The following is a 16,312-nucleotide window of genomic DNA, read 5'->3' on the forward strand; positions in this document are numbered from 1 at the left end:
CTTGCCCTCCGCACTGATGTAGCGGAGGGCAGGGGAAAGCGGCTCAAGCCTCCTGGTAGCGCGCTTCCATGAAGCGGGCGTAAGCCTCGTCCACCACTTCGCGCAGGTCATCCGGTTGCACGGGCTTTTCGACAAATTTGTAGACAGCGCCCATATTGATGGCCTGGCGCGTGGCGTTGAAATCGTCGTAGGCGCTGAGCATGACGCGCACCGTGTCCGGATACATGCGGCGCACGCGGCTGAGGAAATCGACGCCGCTCATCTCGGGCATGCGCTGGTCGCACAGCACCACCGCGATCCTGTGCCGCGCCAGCAGATCGAAAGCGCGATCGGGACTTTCGGTAGGCCAGACGGTATAGCCTTCGGCGGTCAGCAATAGTTCAAAGTAGGCCAGCAAGTGCGAGTCGTCGTCGAGGATGAGAACTGACGGACGGCCTTCTTCGCCGGCGGGCAGGCATTTCCCGTCGCGCAGCAGCTGCGCCAGGTCTTCCGCGGGCAAAGGCTTGCTGAAGTAATAGCCCTGGACGATATCGCAGCCACGCGCCGCCAGCAGGGCCAGCTGGCCTTCGGTTTCCACGCCTTCCGCCACCACTTGCAGGTGCAGGCTATGCGACATGGTGATGATGGCGTCCGAAATCGCCAGGCTGCCCGGATCGGTCGTGATATCGCGCACGAAGGAGATATCCAGTTTGAGGCGGTCGATCGGGAAGCGCTTCAGATAGCTCATGTTCGAATAGCCGGTGCCGAAATCGTCGATGGAAATTTCGACGCCGATGGCTTTCATGCTCTCCATCAGCGGCACGCTGCGTTCGGGATCGGCCATCGACAGGCTCTCGGTCAGCTCCAGCTCCAGATAGCGCGCAGCGAGGCCCGACTTGTCCAGTGCGCGGCGCACGGCCGCCTCCAGATCCTGCTGCGCGAACTGGCGCGGCGAGACGTTGACCGCCACCGGTAAAGCGGGCAAGCCCTCGTCCTGCCAGGACTTGTTCTGGATGCAGGCTTGCTGCAGCACCCATTCGCCGATCGGAATAATCAGCCCGCTCTCTTCGGCATAGGCGATAAAGTGTCCCGGCCCAATCAGACCCTGCTGCGGATGGCGCCAGCGCAGCAGCGCTTCAATGCCGACCACCTTGCCGCTGCGCAGACTGACCTGCGGCTGGTAGTGCAGTTCGAACTCGTTGCGCTCCAGCGCCTGGCGCAAGCTGGCGCCCAGCTGCAGCTGGCTGCGCGCACGTTCCTGCAACTCGGCCGTGAAGAACTGGAAGCCGTTGCGACCTTGTTCCTTGGCGCCGTACATGGCCGCTTCGGCATTCTTGAGCAGGGTTTCGGCGTCCTGGCCGTCCTGAGGATGACTGGCCAGGCCGATGCTGCAACTGATGCGCATGTCCTGGCCGGCCAGCGCCACCGGCTGCACGATATTGTCCAGTACCCGCCGCACCAGCTCCGTGACGTGCGCTTCCAGCGACAATTCGCCTTCACGGCATTGGCCGTTCATCAGCAGGATGAATTTGTCGCCGCTCATGCGCGCCACGGTGTCGCCGGCGCGCATGCTGGCTTGCAGGCGTGTGGCGACGATCTTCAGCAGCTCGTCGCCTTGCTGGTGGCCGAGGTTATCGTTCACCAGTTTGAAATCATCCAGATCGATAAAGGCCAGCACGGTCAGGCCCTGGCGGCGCTGATTGTTGACGATGGCCTGTTTCAGGCGGTCCACCAGCAGGCTGCGGTTGGCAAGTCCGGTCAGCGCATCGTATTGTGACTGGTGGGCCAGCTGGTCGGCATCGTTACGGGCTTCGGTGATGTCGTTGAAGATGGCGATAAAGTGCTCCGGCGGACCGGCATCATTGCGCACCGGCGCCACATAGACTTCGTTCCAGAACGGCGTGCCGTCCTTGCGGTAGCTGCGCAGCACGGCGTGGCCTTCGCGCCGGTCGCGCAGGGCCAGGCGAATGTCGAGGAAGGCCGGCTGGTGATTGTCCTCGCCGACGAGAAAGTTGAGGCCCTGGCCCGTGATTTCCTCCGCCGAATAGCCGGTGATGCGCGCGAATGCCTGGTTCACGTATTCGATGGGGAAGCCCGGCTTGGCCAGGCTGGCAATCATGATGGCGTTGAAGCTGGACTCCATGGCCCGTTCGCGCAAATGCAGATCCGCCTCGGATGCCTGCAGCGCCTTGCTCATGGTGTTGAAGCTGCGTGCCAGCTCGCCGATCTCGTCGTGCGCTTGAAGGTTCACCGTCACATTGCGTTCACCCTGCGACAAGCGCAGCGCCGCGGCGCTCAGCTGCTGCACGGGACGCGAAATGATGCGCGCCATGTAAAGCGCACTGGCGATGGCCAGCAAGATACCAATGGCCGCCACGCCCGCCACAACGCCCAGCGCCTGCGCGGCTTCCGCTTCGAGTTGCCGGTACAGCGGCGAATACTCATAGGCCAGTGCTGCGATGATGCGTTGATTGTTGTCGTAGATCGGCACAACAATCTGGCGAATTTCTGGCGTGTGCGGCGAACTGGCCTCGGTCATGGTGCGCGGTTCGCCGTCTTGCAGGGTGCGCGTGACGGTATCGCGGCGCGCTCCCGCTTCGATGGGTTTGCCGACGTCCTCCTTGTCGACATCCGCAATGTTGATCAGGTTGCGATCGTAGATTTCCAGGTCGCGCTCTTCGCGCGCGGAGATGAAACTGAGGATGTCCTGGTAAGAGGCATGGGCCGGGTCGTAAGCGGCCATGGTCGCGATGGCGGTCGCCACATTGGCCGCTTCGGATTCGACGGATTCGTGGGCCAGCGTGCGCAGGCGCGAAAGGCCCAGCACACCGATAGTACCGGCGATCACAAAGACCGCCACGATCACGGACGTGAGCTTGGTCGAAATGCGCATCAATCCCCCAGAGCCTGCGCGCAGCTATCAGCAAGCTAGTTATTTAACAAATTTTACATTTTTGGGGGAATTGTAGACCAAAAAAAAGCCCGGCGCGTGGCCGGGCGTATACGGTGGGCAAACTATATTACCAGCCGCGGTGGTGGTGATGGCCGCCGTAGTAATAGACGGGTGCGGGAGCGTAGTAACGGTCACGCACGATCACGCGGGGTTCCACATACACTGGGGCAGGGCGCACATACACAGGAGCCGGCTCGTAGTAGACCGGGGCCGGCTCGTAGTACACCGGAGCTGGCTGCGAGTACACGCGGGTCTCTACATAACCGCCGCCGCGACGATAGCCGTGGCCGCCGCCGCTGACGGCGTTGCCCACTGCTGCGCCGACCAGGCCGCCTACCACTGCGCCACCGGTGCCACCGTTGTGGCCACCGATCGCCGCGCCAATCACAGCGCCGGCAGCGGTGTTGAAATCACGATCGCCGGCTGCGAAGGCAGCGGTCGATGCGGTAAGGGCCGCGCCCATCAGCACCAGCCCAGCGAAACGTTTAGTGAACATGGTATTTCCCCTTTCCTTGCCAGGACCGGAATGGCCCTTGGGTCTCTCATTGGTATTCACTATAGCGAAGGGAAAGCAAGCACTCCATGACTAATACAGATTCTTACAATCAAGGAAGGAAATGTCACACTTTTAGAGGTGCTGCCGCTCCCATTCGGGGCGCAGCAGGCTGAGAACGATAACGTCCTGATAATGCCCGTTCACGAAGAAAGCCTGGCGCAGCGTGCCTTCGGCGCGGAAGCCGCATTTTTCCGCCACCCGCACCGAGCCGATATTTTCCGGCGCCGCCAGCACTTCCAGGCGGTGCACGGGGTTGATGCGGAACAGGTAATCGGACAACAGGCCGAGAGCCTCGCTGGTGTAGCCCATGCCGGACAGGTGCTGGTCGAACAGGCGATAGCCAATCTCGCGGCTGCTGGGCGTGCGCGTCTTGAAGTGGGTGATGACGCCGATGATGTGGTGGGTGATCTGGTCTTCCACCACGAAGAGTTCATTGTCTTCGGTGACGAAGCCGTTCTGTGCGAATTCGCGCCGCATGGCTTCCGGCGACTTGAAGAACAGCGAAAAATACTCGCCGCGCGAGGGCAGATCGTTGACCAGCGCGATAAAAGTGTTGAGATCCGTGTTCAGCAGATGGCGGACCGTGCAGAGTTGTCCTTTTAGCATAAACCCATGGTAGGACAATCCTGGGGCCGGGTCAAAAACAATATGTTACTGCGCAACATTGTTAAATGCGTTATTGTTATATGTTCCTAGCGAACATTAACCATCTTCTCAGGACATCGAATGAACCTTCGCAAGCCTCTCCTTACCGCCCTGGCGACCTGCCTGCTGGGCGCTGGCCTTATCGGCAATACCTACGCCGCTTCGCCCAACGATGCAGAAACCCTCGGCAAGATCCGCGACGCCGCCATGCAGGACGACTGGGCCTACCAGCGTCTGGAAGACCTGACCGACCTGGTTGGCCCGCGCCTGTCCGGCTCGGCCGGCGCCGCCGCTGCGGTGGAGCAGGTTGCCGGCGTCATGCGCCAGATGGGCGCCAAAGTGACGCTGCAGCCGGTAAAAGTCCCGCACTGGGTGCGTGGCGAAGAAAAGGCTGAACTGGTCGACTACAAAGGCCGTCCTGCCAACATCACGCAGAAAGTGGTGCTGACCGCGCTGGGTGGTTCGGGCGCAACACCTGCCGCCGGCATGACTGCCAACGTGGTTGTGGTGCACGACTTCGACGAAATGAAAGCACGCGCCGCTGAAATCAAGGGCAATATCGTGCTGTTCGACGTGGCGTTCGACCAGGGCATGGCCGACAAGGGTCTGGCGGGGCCGGCGTATGGCCGTGGCACCAACTACCGCACCAACGGCCCGCGCATGGCGGCCGAACTGGGCGCGGCGGCAGCGCTGGTGCGCTCCGTTGGCGGCGCCGATTACCGTCTGCCGCACACCGGCTTTACCGCGCTGACCGATGCGCATCGCATTCCGGCTGCTGCCGTGTCGGCGGAAGATTCGATGCTGATGGCGCGCCTGAGCAAGCGCGGTCCGATCAGGATCCACCTGACTCTTACCCCGCAAATGCTGCCGGAAGCGGACAGCTTCAACGTCATCGCCGACATTCCCGGCACCGACAAGGCAGATGAAGTGGTGGTGGTGTCCGGCCACCTGGATTCCTGGGATCTGGCCACTGGCGCCAATGACGATGCGACCGGCGTAACCGGCGCCATGGGCGTGCTGCAAACCCTGCACAAGCTGGGCCTGAAGCCGCATCGCACCATCCGTATGATCGCCTGGATGAACGAAGAAAACGGCGGCCGTGGCGGCCAGGCCTACCATGACGCCAACAAGGCGACCATGGCCAAGCAGTTTGCGGCGATCGAAAGCGACGGCGGCGCAGGCCGCACCTTCGGTATTCTGGCCGGCGTGCGTCCGGAATATGAGAAGCAGTTCGCCCCGCTGCGCAAGGCACTGGACCCGATCGGCGCCAGCGTCTTCATGCGCCGCGATGTGATTGGCTCGGGTGACCTGCATTCCATCGAAACCGATGGTGTGCCAAGCTTCGAGCCACTGGTCGACACCAGCGCTTACTTCAACTACCACCACACTGCGGCGGACACCTTCGACAAGGTGGACCCGCTGAATATGAAGCGCCACGTAGCGGTGCTGTCCACCATGGCCTGGTATCTGGCCAACACGGACGAACCCGTCGGCCGTGCGCCGGAGCAGTTCAAGTAAAAAGAAAGGCGGGCTGCGAGCCCGCCTTTTTTATCGCAGCGAAGGTGCGAACAGCGGGTCGGTTACCGAAGTAAAACTGAAGCCTGCGGCCAGCAACTGGCCGATGATGGTGTCGAGATGCGCCAGCGTGTTGGGATGGATCTCGTGCATGAGAATGATGCCGCCCTTGCGCGCACGCGCGGCGGCGAGCACATGGCCGACATAATCGGCGCGGTACTGGGCAGGAACGCCGCAAGCCAGGGCTTCTTTGGCATCGATGGTGCCGGTGTGGTCATAGGCCCAGTCGCAGGAATCGATGTGCCAGCCGACGATCTTGTAGCCGTGCGCGTGCACCAGCGCGTTGGTTTCGCAAGTCGAATTCCCGTATGGGTAGCGGAATAATTTCGGATCGCTGCCTTCCACCAGAGATTCCGTTTTCAATACTTCGTCGGCCTGCGCCTCGGCGCTGACGTCGTGGAAGTTCGGGTGGTTCCAGGAGTGGTTCGCGATGACCTGATGCCCGGCAGCGCGCACGCGCGCCACCAGTTCGGGATATCTGGCGGCCTTCTCGCCGATCATGAAGAAGGTGGCCGTGATGCCGTGCTTCTTCAGGACTTCAAGAATCAGATCGGTTGCGCCGGGCGCCGGGCCGTCATCAAAGGTCAGCACCACGCGGTTGGGCGGCGGCGCAGTCGAAATCTCGGACTCGTAGCGGCAGCTGCGTTCCAGGTCGGCCTGGTCCACTTCCAGTCTGGTGTGCAGGCGTTTGAGGTGCTGGTGGTGCACCATCGCCGCTTCGGGCGTGCGTTCAGGCGCGCTGTCAGGTGCGGCGTTGGCCGCGTGCAGGCACAAGCCGGCAAGCAGCCCGCCGATCATCGTATGTTTCATCACATCGCGTTCAGTGGAATTTTCAGATAGCGCACGCCGTTGTCTTCAGCCTCCGGCAGCTGGCCGGCGCTGATGTTGACCTGAATCGCGGGCAGGATCAGCACCGGCATGGACAAGGTCGCGTCGCGCTTCGTACGCATGTCGACGAAGGTGTCTTCGCTGATGCCGTCGCGCACATGGATATTGGTGGCGCGCTGTTCGGCCACGGTCACTTCCCAGCGTGCCTCACGGCCTGCCGGCGGATAGTCGTGGCACATGAACAGGCGCGTTTCCGGCGGCATGGCCAGCAGCCGGCGAATCGATTGATACAGATCGTGCGCGCTGCCGCCCGGGAAGTCACAGCGCGCGGTGCCTACGTCCGGCATGAACAGCGTATCGCCCACAAACACCGCGTCGCCGATCTGATACGCCATGTCGGCCGGCGTGTGGCCAGGCACGTGCAGGGCGCGCGCAGTCAGCCCGCCGATGCTGAATTGCTCATCCGCTTCAAACAGCCTGCCGAAACGCGACAGGTCGCCATCCTTGCGGTTGAAGACATGCGAGAACGCGTGCTGCACGGTGCGGATGCCCGCGCCGATGCCGATGCGGCCACCGATCTTTTCCTGCAAATACGGCGCGGCGGACAGGTGGTCGGCGTGGGCGTGGGTCTCCAGCAGCCATTCGGTCTTCAGGTTGTGGGCGCGGACGAACTCGATCACGCGGTCGGCCGATACCGTGGAGGTGCGGCCGGACTTGTGGTCGAAATCCATCACCGAGTCGATCACGGCGCATTCACCGCCGTCGCGCTCATAAACGACATAGCTGATGGTGGAGGTGGCGGGGTCAAAGAATCCCTGGATCTGAGGCTTCATATCAAGCTGATAGGTTTTTAATGGCCGCGCCATTATAAAGAAAGCTGATATGAGGGGCTAGCCATATGCGTTTTATGTTGCTAGTGCCCGTTTTGGACCGTGCGTGATGTGCTGCGATCTTCGTGCTACTCTTTTTATACGAGGCTATCAGGAGAACGCATGCAAAGACATTCTCTGCGAAGCATTGCCGCGCTAATGGCGACCATGGGAGCAGCCTCGGCCCCCGCCGCAACAGCCCAGGACAATCTAGCTGGCTTGTCGCTGGAAGAGTTGAGCAATGTACGCATCATTTCCGTTTCCCGCCGCGAGGAGAGGCTGGCCGATGCGCCGGCGGCGGTCTTCATCATCACTTCCGACGATTTGAGGCGCAGCGGCGCAACGCGGCTGGTGGATGCGCTGCGGCTGGCGCCCAATCTGCAAGTGGCGATGGCCAATGCCAGCGGACACACCGTGAGCGCGCGCGGCCAGGCCAACAGCGACGGCAACAAGATGCTGGTGCTGATCGATGGCCGCTCCGTGTATTCGCCACTGTTTTCGGGCGTGTTCTGGGATGCGCAGGATCTGCCGCTCGGCCTCGTCGAACGCATTGAAGTCATCAGCGGTCCGGGTGGCGCGCAATGGGGCACCAATGCCGTGAACGGCGTCATCAACATCATTACCAAGAAGGCTGAAGACACGCAGGATACCGTGCTGTCCTACACAGGCGGCAATCTCAGCTCCTTTGGTACCGCACGCACAGGCGGCAAGATGGAGCAGGGCGCCTGGCGTGCCTACGTGATGGGCTTCCACATCGACGGTACGCACAACGCAGCCGGAGAACGCATCGACGACGGCTGGCACAAGCGGCAGGCCGGCTTCCGCGCCGATTGGGAGCGCGGCGGCGATCAGTGGACCCTGCAGGGCGACATCTACCGCGCTTTGAAAGGCCAGCCGCTGCCGGGCACGATCTCCATCAGCGGAATCGATCTCGATCTGCAGGATGAGAGCCTGAACGGGGCCAATCTGGTGGGCAGTTGGAAGCGTCAGTTGGCGGGTGGCGGCAACATCAGTGCGCAGCTTAGCTACGACCACGTCCAGCGCACCGTGCCGCCTACGTTTGCCGAGAAGCTCGACATCTGGGATGTACAGGCCCAGTACGCGCTGGCGCCCATCGGCCGCCACGAATTGTCGGTGGGCGTGGAGCACCGCTCGGCCAAGGACCGGCTGCAGAACAGCATCTACATTGCCTTCCTGCCTGCCGACGAGCGCCTGCGCTGGACCAGCCTTTATGTGCAGGATGTGATCGCGCTGACGGACAGCCTGAAGCTGACGCTGGGTGCGCGCGCCGAGCGCAATATCTACACCGGCACCGAATTTCTGCCCAATGCACGTCTGGCCTGGAAGCTGGCCGGCGACCAGCTGCTGTGGGCGGCCGTCTCGCGTACGGCGCGCGCGCCCGCGCGGCTGGATCGCGATGTCTATATTCCGGCAGCGCCGCCGCGAATTCTGGATGGTGGCCCCGGTTTCGAATCCGAGGTGGCGCGGGTATATGAAATCGGCTACCGGCGCAGTGCGGAGCGCTTCAATTACTCGGTCAATGTCTACCGCGCTTTCTACGACAAGCTGCACACGGGCGAACTGGCGCCCAGCATGACCTCCCTCGTTTTCGCCAACGGCATGATGGCTGCCACCTCCGGCGTTGAAGCCTGGGCCAGCTGGCAGGCCACATCGAACTGGCGGCTGAGCGCCGGCGCGACCGGACTGCATCAGAAATTCTGGCTCAAGCCGGGCGTGGTCGATTACGTGGGATCGGTGGAAAAGGAGGGTCACGATCCGCGCCATACGCTTCTGCTGCGTTCCTCGCTGCAGGTGCGTGACGACCTGGATGTCGATGTGACGCTCCGTCATGTCGGCAAGCTGACCACACCGGATGTGCCGTCCTACCGCACGTTGGATGTGCGCGTGGCATGGCGTCCCAAGCCTGGCATTGAAGTGGCGGTCGGCGGCACCAATCTGGCCGGGCCGGAACACGGCGAGTTCACCGAGATCGCTTACCGCACCAGCGTCGAGCGCGGCTATTATGTCAATGTGATAAGCCGCTTCTAAGCGAAGCCATGTTAAGATGCCAGTCATGAAATTTGCGCTGCGCGTCTTCGTTATCTCGCTGATGCTGCTGGCCACCCCGTTCCAGGGGCTGGCCATGGCAGGCGCGCTGCCGTGTGCACCGCAGCCGCTGCCCACTTCGATGCCGCAGTCTTTGCAGCTGGCTGCCCCGTCTTCAGGGCACGACCACGCAGCGATGCTCGCCGCCGGACATGGGGCCTCGCAACATGCTGACCATGCCGGGCAAATTGATCGCGCATCTGCGCATCACTGCGGCGGCATGTCCGCCTGCTGCGTTGGTGCGGCGCTGACGCCAGCGCTGCCGCTGGCGCAATCCGGCCCGCGTCTGACTTCCAAACTCATTCCTCATCAGGTGGCGGCTCCCGCCACCGTCGACCTGGCGACGCCTGAACGGCCGCCACGCCATTCCCTCGCATGATCCTGGGCCGGCCATTGCGGCCGGCATTCGTCCATATCTCGAGGAAACATCGTATGATCGACCACCAACGCTGGTTGCGGCCGTCCGCCGCAGCTGCCGTGGCCCTGCTGGTAAGCGGCTGCGCCACTTTTTCCGGCGACGGCGGATTCAATACCGTCGCCCAGAACACGAAAACGCGCAGCGGCGCAGAAACCCGCCTGCTGCGCAGCGATGAAGACCGCCGCGCGCTCGATGAACAGCTGCGTCAGATGCTCGCAGAACCGCTGTCTGCGCAAACGGCAGTGCAGATCGCGCTGCTGAACAACCGCGGCTTGCAGGCCACTTACTGGAACCTCGGCATCGCCGAAGCGGACCTGGTGCAGGCTAGCCGCCTGCAAAACCCGAACTTCGACTTCAAGCGCACGCACGGCGACGGCGAAGTCGGCATCGAGCGCACGCTGACCTTCAATCTGCTGAACCTGATCACGCTGCCGCTGGCCAGCCGTATCGAAGCGCAGCGTTTCGAGCAGGTGAAGCTGCAGGTCAGCGCCGAAGCCGTGCACGTGGCGCAGGAGACGGCGCGCGCTTACTATGAGGCAGTGGGCGCGGCCCAGGCCCTGGACGCCGCTAAACAGGTGCAGGAGGCGGCTGGCGCCAGCGCCGAACTGGCGGTCCGCATGCAGAAAGCCGGCAACTGGAGCAAGCTGGATGCAGCGCGCGAGCAGGCCTTCAGCGCGGAAGCACTGGCCGAAGTGCGCCGCGCCGGCAAGCGTGCCAACGCCGCCCGTGAAAAGCTGGCACGCATGCTGGGTGTGAGCGCCGCGCCCTTCAAACTGGCCGAGCGTCTGCCCGATCTGCCCGATGCACCGCGCGCACCGCAAGACGTGGAACAGCAAGCCCTGAGCGAGCGCCTCGACATCCAGGCCGCCAGGCTCGATGTCGAGCACACTGCGCGCTCGCTGGGCCTGAATAAGACCACGCGCTTCATCAATGTGCTGGACCTGGGTGCGGTGCGCAACACCGCGACCGGCACGCCAGGCGCGCGCGGCTACGAGCTGACGCTGGAAATTCCGATCTTCGACTGGCGCGGTGCCAAAGTTGCGCGCGCGGAAGCCACGTATATGCAGTCCGTGAACCGGCTCGCTGAAACTGTCAGCAACGCCCGCAGCGAAGCGCGTGAAAGCTATGAAGACTACAAGACGTCTTACGAACTGGCACGCCAGTACCGCGACAACGTCATGCCGCTGCGCCAGCAGATTTCGCAGGAGACGCTGCTGCGCTACAACGGCATGCTGATGAGCGTCTTCGAACTGCTGGCCGAAGCGCGTGAACAGGCCACGGCCGCCAACAACTACATCACCGCGCTGCAGGAATTCTGGATCGCGGATACCAATCTTGACGCAGCCCTGGGAGGGAAAAAACAATGAGTGACCGTCGATCCTTCCTCGCAGGCGCAGCGCTGCTGGGCGCCGGCATCGTCAGCCGCGCCGGTGCCGCCAGCCTGCCTGAAGCGCCCGTGCAGTCCGGCGCCGCCACCACGCCACCGCCACCGCCACCCAATGGCCGTCCGTTTAACCCCGTCGTTACGCTGAACGGCTGGAGCCTGCCGTGGCGCATGAAAGACGGCGTAAAGGAATTCCACCTGGTTGCCGAACCCGTGCTGCGCGAGATCGCCCCCGGCATGACGGCCAAGCTGTGGGGCTACAACGGACAAAGTCCCGGCCCGACGATCGAAGTGGTGGAGGGGGACCGCGTACGCATCTTCGTCACCAATAAGCTGCCCGAACACACCAGCATCCACTGGCATGGCCAGATTCTGCCGAGCGGCATGGATGGCGTGACGGGCGTCAGCCAGCCCGGCATCCAGCCCGGCAAAACCTTTGTCTACGAATTCGTGGCCAGGCATGCGGGTACCTTCATGTATCACCCGCACGCGGACGAGATGGTGCAGATGGCAATGGGCATGATGGGCTTCTGGGTCACGCACCCGAAGGACTACCGCCAGCACGCCGTGGACCGCGACTTCTGCTTCCTGCTGAACGCTTACGACATCGATCCCGGCAGCGCCGCGCCGAAGACCAACACCATGCTGGACTTCAATCTGTGGACCTTCAACAGCCGCGCCTTCCCCGGCATCGATCCGATGGTAGTGCGGCAGGGCGACCGCGTCCGCATCCGCACCGGCAACCTGACGATGACCAACCATCCGATCCATCTGCATGGCCATCGCTTCGAAGTGACTGGCACCGATGGCGGCTGGATTCCGCCGTCCGCGCGTCATCCTGAAGTCACTACCGATGTCGCTGTCGGCCAGATGCGCGCCATCGAGTTCATCGCCGACAATCCGGGCGACTGGGCCTTCCATTGCCACAAATCGCACCACACCATGAACGCCATGGGCCACAACGTGCCGAATATGATCGGGGTGGACCATGAGGGCGTGGCCGAGAAGATCATGAAGGTGGTGCCGGGCTATATGACCATGGGCGATAAAGGCGGCTCGATGGACGGCATGGAGATGCCGATTCCGGAGAATACGCTGCCGATGATGACGGGCACGGGGCCGCATGGCGACATCGATATGGGCGGCATGTTCACGCTGTTGAAGGTGAGGGAGGGGCAGCCGCGCGGCGACTACCGCGATCCGGGCTGGTATCAGGCGCCGAAAGGCACCACTGCCTACGAATGGACCGGTGAGCTGCCGCCGGCACCGTCAGCGCCAGGCGCAGCGGCGCCGCAGGCCGATGCGCCGCCACTGGAAGTGAGAAAGCCGCACGAGCACCATCACTGATCCGCAGGGGCGGCGGCCATGCTATATTGGCTGCCGCCTATGAGAAAATACCCCGAACAAATCTCTCTGCTGCCTTATGTTGGCAAGTGGTGTGCGATTGCCGCACTGGTCGCCGCGCTTGCGGGCAGCGCATCCGCTTTATTCCTCGTTGCGCTGGACCTGGCCACTGACTGGCGCGAACGCCATGCCTGGATCGTCTGGCTGCTGCCCATTGCCGGCTTCATCGTCGGCTGGGTGTATCTGCATGTCGGCAGCAGCGTTGAAGCGGGCAATAACCTGCTGATCGACGAAATCCACGACCCGAAAAAAGTCATACCGCTGCGGCTTGCGCCGCTGGTGCTGGTCAGCACCGTCATCTCGCATCTGTTTGGCGCATCGGTCGGCCGCGAAGGCACGGCGGTGCAGATGGGCGGCGCGCTGGCGGATCAGTTAACCCACGTGTTCAGGCTGCGATCCGAAGACCGCAGCATCCTGCTCATGGCGGGTATCAGCGCCGGTTTCGCATCGGTGTTCGGCACGCCGCTGGCCGGTGCGATCTTTGGACTCGAAGTGCTGGTCGTCGGACGCATGCGCTACGACGCGATTTTTCCCTGCATGGTCGCGGCCATCGTGGCTGATCAGGTCACGCTGGCCTGGGGCGTGCATCACACGCATTACTCGGTTGGTGCATTGCCGCCGGTGGCGGTTCTGAGCGTGCTGGCCGTGATTGTGGCAGGCATGGCCTTCGGCGTTGTCGGCCGTTTGTTCGCCACGGCGACACATGCGCTGACCGCGCTGGTGAAGCGCAGTATCAGCTACGCGCCGCTGCGTCCCGTGCTTGGCGGTTTGCTGGTCGCCCTGGCGGTGTGGGCGATGGGCAGCCAACGCTATATCGGCCTTGGCATTCCGGTGATTGTGGAAGCGTTCCAGCATCCGCTGCCGGTATGGGACTGGGCCGGCAAGTTCGTGTTCACGGTGGGTTCGCTGGGTACTGGCTTCAAAGGCGGCGAAGTGACGCCGCTGTTCTATATTGGCGCGACGCTGGGCAATGTGCTGGCGCCGCTGCTGCATCTGCCGTTCGCAACGCTGGCAGGTATCGGTTTCGTCGCCGTCTTTGCCGGCGCCGCCAATACGCCGCTGGCATCGACGGTCATGGCGATCGAATTGTTCGGCCCGGAGATCGGGCCGTTTGCCGCGCTGGGCTGCGTGGTCGCGTATCTGTTCTCCGGCCACACTGGCATCTACCGTTCGCAGCGTATGGAGCAGCTACGAACCCGCCGTGGCGCTTAAGCGTTCCGCCAGTGCATGCGCGTCGAAAGGCGCATGCACTTTGACGTCATTGTCGAAGTAGCAGTAGACGTCGCGTGAGGCACGTTTGGGCGGCTGCCCATCTACGATCAGGCGTGCCTGCGCGATTTGAGAGCCGCCTGCCCATGCGTCGATGCGACGCGCCCAACTGTCCAGCGCTTCATCGGTATAGCCGCTGGCGTACAGCTCCTTCTCGCCATGCAGGCGGATGTAGAGGAAGTCCGCTGTGATGTCTTCGTAATCGGGCCATTTGCCCGCAGTGTCGGCAACCACCAGCGCCACCTTGTATTTACGCAGTAGTTTGATGAAGGCGGGATCGTTGAAGCTCTCGTTGCGGATTTCCATCGCATGCCGCATGGGATGGTTGCCGTCGATCTCCAGCGCGGAGCGGCCATTCATGCGCGGCTCATGCCGGCGTGCCAGCTCCAGCGCGGCTTGCGCGTCGTGCGGCAGCATACGCAGAAACTGCTCGATCACTTCCGCATCGAATTTGAAACTGGGCGGCAGTTGCCAGAGGAAGGGACCCAGCTTTTCGCGCAACAGCAGCACGCCTGAGGCCATGACATTGGCGAGCGGCTTCTCCGGTGAGCGCAGGCGCAGGATGTGGGTGATGTAGCGATTGCCTTTGTGCGCAAAGACAAAGCCCGGCGGTGTCGCGTCGTACCAGGACTGGTAGCTTGCGGGCCGCTGCAAGGCGTAGAAGGAACCGTTGATTTCAATGGTCGGCAGCACGCGCGAAGCGAATTCCAGTTCGCGTGCCTGTGCCAGATCTTCCGGATAGAAAACGCCGCGCCACGGTGCGTAGCGCCAGCCTGAGATGCCGATGCGGATGTCGCCCATGCCCGAGTATAGGCATGGCCGCCCGAAGGCGGCGCATGGCTGGCGGGCGCTTAGTCGCGCTTGCGCCGTTTGACGACGCTGCCGAGGATGGTCATGCCGGCGAGCAGCATGGCGTAGGTGGCGGGTTCCGGTACCGGCAGCGGCACGCCGCCGAGCGTGATGGCGTCGAACGCGAGTCCGGACTGGTAGTCGGTGTCGTTCCAGTTGGTGACGCCGAATTCCAGCTTGTAGTTGCCGGCATTGGCGATGGTGTACTGCGACTTGACCCAGCCGGTGGTGCCGCAACCGACGTCGTAGCAGCTGTCCGCATCATCGCCCAGCGGTGACCAGTTGGTCTTGCCGGCGTCGATGGTCACCGTTGCCGGTGTCAGCGTGGCAATCGGGGCGGGCATGGCGAAGCCGGGGACGGCGTTGCCATTCTCGCTGGTCCGCGCGGTGAAGAGCAGGGCGACTTCATTATTGTTGCCGTCCAGCAGGCGAGCCCACGCATAGTCGGCGTAGCCTGCGCCGTCGGACGTGGTGTAGTTGAAGCGGAAGTCCAGTTCGGTGCCTGCCGTAGCGGAGAAAATGATTGAACGCAAGGTCGAGCCCAGCGTTCCATCGCCTTCCCCGCCGACATTGGGCAGCGCGACCGCGGCTGTGCTGTCGGTCGTTGCAACCCAGCCATATTTACTGCCGCCGGCCGGTGAGAGTGGGACGACCCCGTTCGCCCCTGATGCGCCGCAAGTGCCGACGCAGGTCCAGCCTGCGGGTATGCCAGCGTCGAAAGTGCCGGCCTGAGCGTGCGCAGTAAAGCACAGCGATGCGAGCAATCCAGTACCGAGTGCAATGCTTTTTATTCCTGTGTGCATGTTTATACCCCGAAGTGTTGGTGAACGCTCTGTGAATGCCTCTCGTGTGAGGCTGAAACATTCTCCGCCGAGGTATGTTTTAAAGCGAAAGGCTGCGTCAATCGTGCGCGCACTTTTGATAGCTCATCGCTGAGCTGGCCTCTTCACTCCTTGCGCTGTTGGGGTGAGAACTAGCGTAGAGTAAGGGGAGGCGCGTGTGAACAAGAAAAAGGAGAAACCATGAATACCACTGATGCTGGCAAGCTCATTCTGCGGGTTGTGCTGGCGATTTTGATCCTCTTCCACGGCGTGTCGAAAATCATGGGCGGGGTGGGGCCGATCACGGGGATGGTGGCGAAGGCGGGCTTGCCCTCCGCGTTTGGCTATCTGGTCTACATCGGCGAAGTCGTGGCGCCGCTGCTGGTGCTGGCAGGCGTGTGGACGCGCGCGGCGGCGCTGGTTATTGCCATCAATATGCTGGTCGCCATTGGCCTGGTGCATATGGGCCAGTTGTTCGAAGTCGGCAAGCAGGGTGGTTGGGCGCTGGAACTGCAGGGCATGTACCTGGCGTCGGCGATCACCATCGCACTGCTCGGCGCGGGCAGATATAGCCTTGGTGGCAGCGGCGGCAAGTGGAACTAGCCGCCGATGTGCATCCTTCAGATCGATTTGAGCGAAACTGATATGCTCATTTG

General features: G+C 62.7%; 14 protein-coding genes. 7 read left to right on the top strand and 7 right to left on the bottom strand.

What is annotated here, in order from left to right:
• Window positions 1-43 precede the first annotated feature (43 nt).
• The 3 genes from AB4Z19_RS05080 to AB4Z19_RS05090 all read right to left on the bottom strand — a co-directional run bounded on the left by AB4Z19_RS05080 (window position 44) and on the right by AB4Z19_RS05090 (window position 4,094).
• Complete coding sequence (locus tag AB4Z19_RS05080) at window positions 44-2,872, bottom strand: EAL domain-containing protein (protein ID WP_442024216.1); 2,829 nt, start codon at window positions 2,870-2,872, stop codon at window positions 44-46.
• A gap of 127 nt (window positions 2,873-2,999) precedes the next feature.
• Window positions 3,000-3,428, bottom strand: a complete 429-nt coding sequence (locus AB4Z19_RS05085) for a glycine zipper 2TM domain-containing protein (protein ID WP_442024218.1) — start codon at window positions 3,426-3,428, stop codon at window positions 3,000-3,002.
• Between the two features lie 132 nt (window positions 3,429-3,560).
• Entirely contained in the window at window positions 3,561-4,094 is a 534-nt protein-coding gene (locus AB4Z19_RS05090; RefSeq protein WP_442028403.1) for a GNAT family N-acetyltransferase, read from the bottom strand.
• 120 nt (window positions 4,095-4,214) lie between these two features.
• On the opposite strand from AB4Z19_RS05090, the gene AB4Z19_RS05095 reads away from it, so the two are divergent.
• A complete protein-coding gene (locus tag AB4Z19_RS05095; RefSeq protein WP_442028405.1) occupies window positions 4,215-5,651 on the top strand; it encodes a M20/M25/M40 family metallo-hydrolase in 1,437 nt (478 codons plus the stop codon).
• A gap of 30 nt (window positions 5,652-5,681) precedes the next feature.
• Here AB4Z19_RS05095 and AB4Z19_RS05100 read toward each other — a convergent pair whose 3' ends face one another.
• Window positions 5,682-6,518, bottom strand: a complete 837-nt coding sequence (locus AB4Z19_RS05100; protein ID WP_442028407.1) for a polysaccharide deacetylase family protein — start codon at window positions 6,516-6,518, stop codon at window positions 5,682-5,684.
• Window positions 6,518-7,369 carry an MBL fold metallo-hydrolase gene (locus AB4Z19_RS05105; protein ID WP_442028408.1) on the bottom strand — a complete coding sequence of 284 codons (852 nt, stop codon included), beginning with the start codon at window positions 7,367-7,369 and terminating at the stop codon, window positions 6,518-6,520. Before AB4Z19_RS05105 ends, AB4Z19_RS05100 begins: the two co-directional genes overlap by 1 nt.
• Before the next feature lie 159 nt (window positions 7,370-7,528).
• On the opposite strand from AB4Z19_RS05105, the gene AB4Z19_RS05110 reads away from it, so the two are divergent.
• The 5 genes from AB4Z19_RS05110 to AB4Z19_RS05130 are packed head-to-tail and all read left to right on the top strand — an operon-like array spanning window position 7,529 to window position 13,929.
• Complete coding sequence (locus AB4Z19_RS05110; protein ID WP_442034528.1) at window positions 7,529-9,454, top strand: TonB-dependent receptor plug domain-containing protein; 1,926 nt, start codon at window positions 7,529-7,531, stop codon at window positions 9,452-9,454.
• Between the two features lie 25 nt (window positions 9,455-9,479).
• On the top strand, window positions 9,480-9,890 hold the full coding sequence (locus tag AB4Z19_RS05115) for a hypothetical protein (RefSeq protein ID WP_442026179.1): 411 nt from the start codon (window positions 9,480-9,482) through the stop codon (window positions 9,888-9,890).
• Between the two features lie 53 nt (window positions 9,891-9,943).
• Window positions 9,944-11,296, top strand: coding sequence for a TolC family protein (locus tag AB4Z19_RS05120; RefSeq protein WP_442034530.1), 1,353 nt, complete (start codon window positions 9,944-9,946; stop codon window positions 11,294-11,296).
• Window positions 11,293-12,660: a multicopper oxidase family protein gene (locus tag AB4Z19_RS05125; protein WP_442026181.1), complete on the top strand. Its 1,368-nt coding sequence runs from the start codon at window positions 11,293-11,295 to the stop codon at window positions 12,658-12,660. The genes AB4Z19_RS05120 and AB4Z19_RS05125 overlap by 4 nt, the downstream gene beginning before the upstream one ends.
• Window positions 12,661-12,699: 39 nt before the next feature.
• Window positions 12,700-13,929 carry a voltage-gated chloride channel family protein gene (locus tag AB4Z19_RS05130; RefSeq protein ID WP_442026182.1) on the top strand — a complete coding sequence of 410 codons (1,230 nt, stop codon included), beginning with the start codon at window positions 12,700-12,702 and terminating at the stop codon, window positions 13,927-13,929.
• On the opposite strand, the gene AB4Z19_RS05135 is transcribed toward AB4Z19_RS05130, so the two are convergent.
• Both AB4Z19_RS05135 and AB4Z19_RS05140 read right to left on the bottom strand, forming a co-directional pair.
• A complete protein-coding gene (locus tag AB4Z19_RS05135; RefSeq protein WP_442026183.1) occupies window positions 13,906-14,787 on the bottom strand; it encodes a DUF72 domain-containing protein in 882 nt (293 codons plus the stop codon). The two genes, AB4Z19_RS05130 and AB4Z19_RS05135, sit on opposite strands and share 24 nt — an antisense overlap.
• Window positions 14,788-14,837: 50 nt before the next feature.
• Window positions 14,838-15,638, bottom strand: coding sequence for an NF038132 family protein (locus AB4Z19_RS05140; protein ID WP_442026184.1), 801 nt, complete (start codon window positions 15,636-15,638; stop codon window positions 14,838-14,840).
• Window positions 15,639-15,857: 219 nt separating this feature from the next.
• Here AB4Z19_RS05140 and AB4Z19_RS05145 point away from each other — a divergent pair, with 219 nt between their 5' ends.
• Window positions 15,858-16,259, top strand: coding sequence for a DoxX family protein (locus AB4Z19_RS05145; protein ID WP_442034531.1), 402 nt, complete (start codon window positions 15,858-15,860; stop codon window positions 16,257-16,259).
• Window positions 16,260-16,312: the final 53 nt, after the last annotated feature.

Source organism: Pseudoduganella sp. RAF19, from assembly GCF_052114165.1.
Taxonomy (GTDB): domain Bacteria; phylum Pseudomonadota; class Gammaproteobacteria; order Burkholderiales; family Burkholderiaceae_D; genus Rugamonas.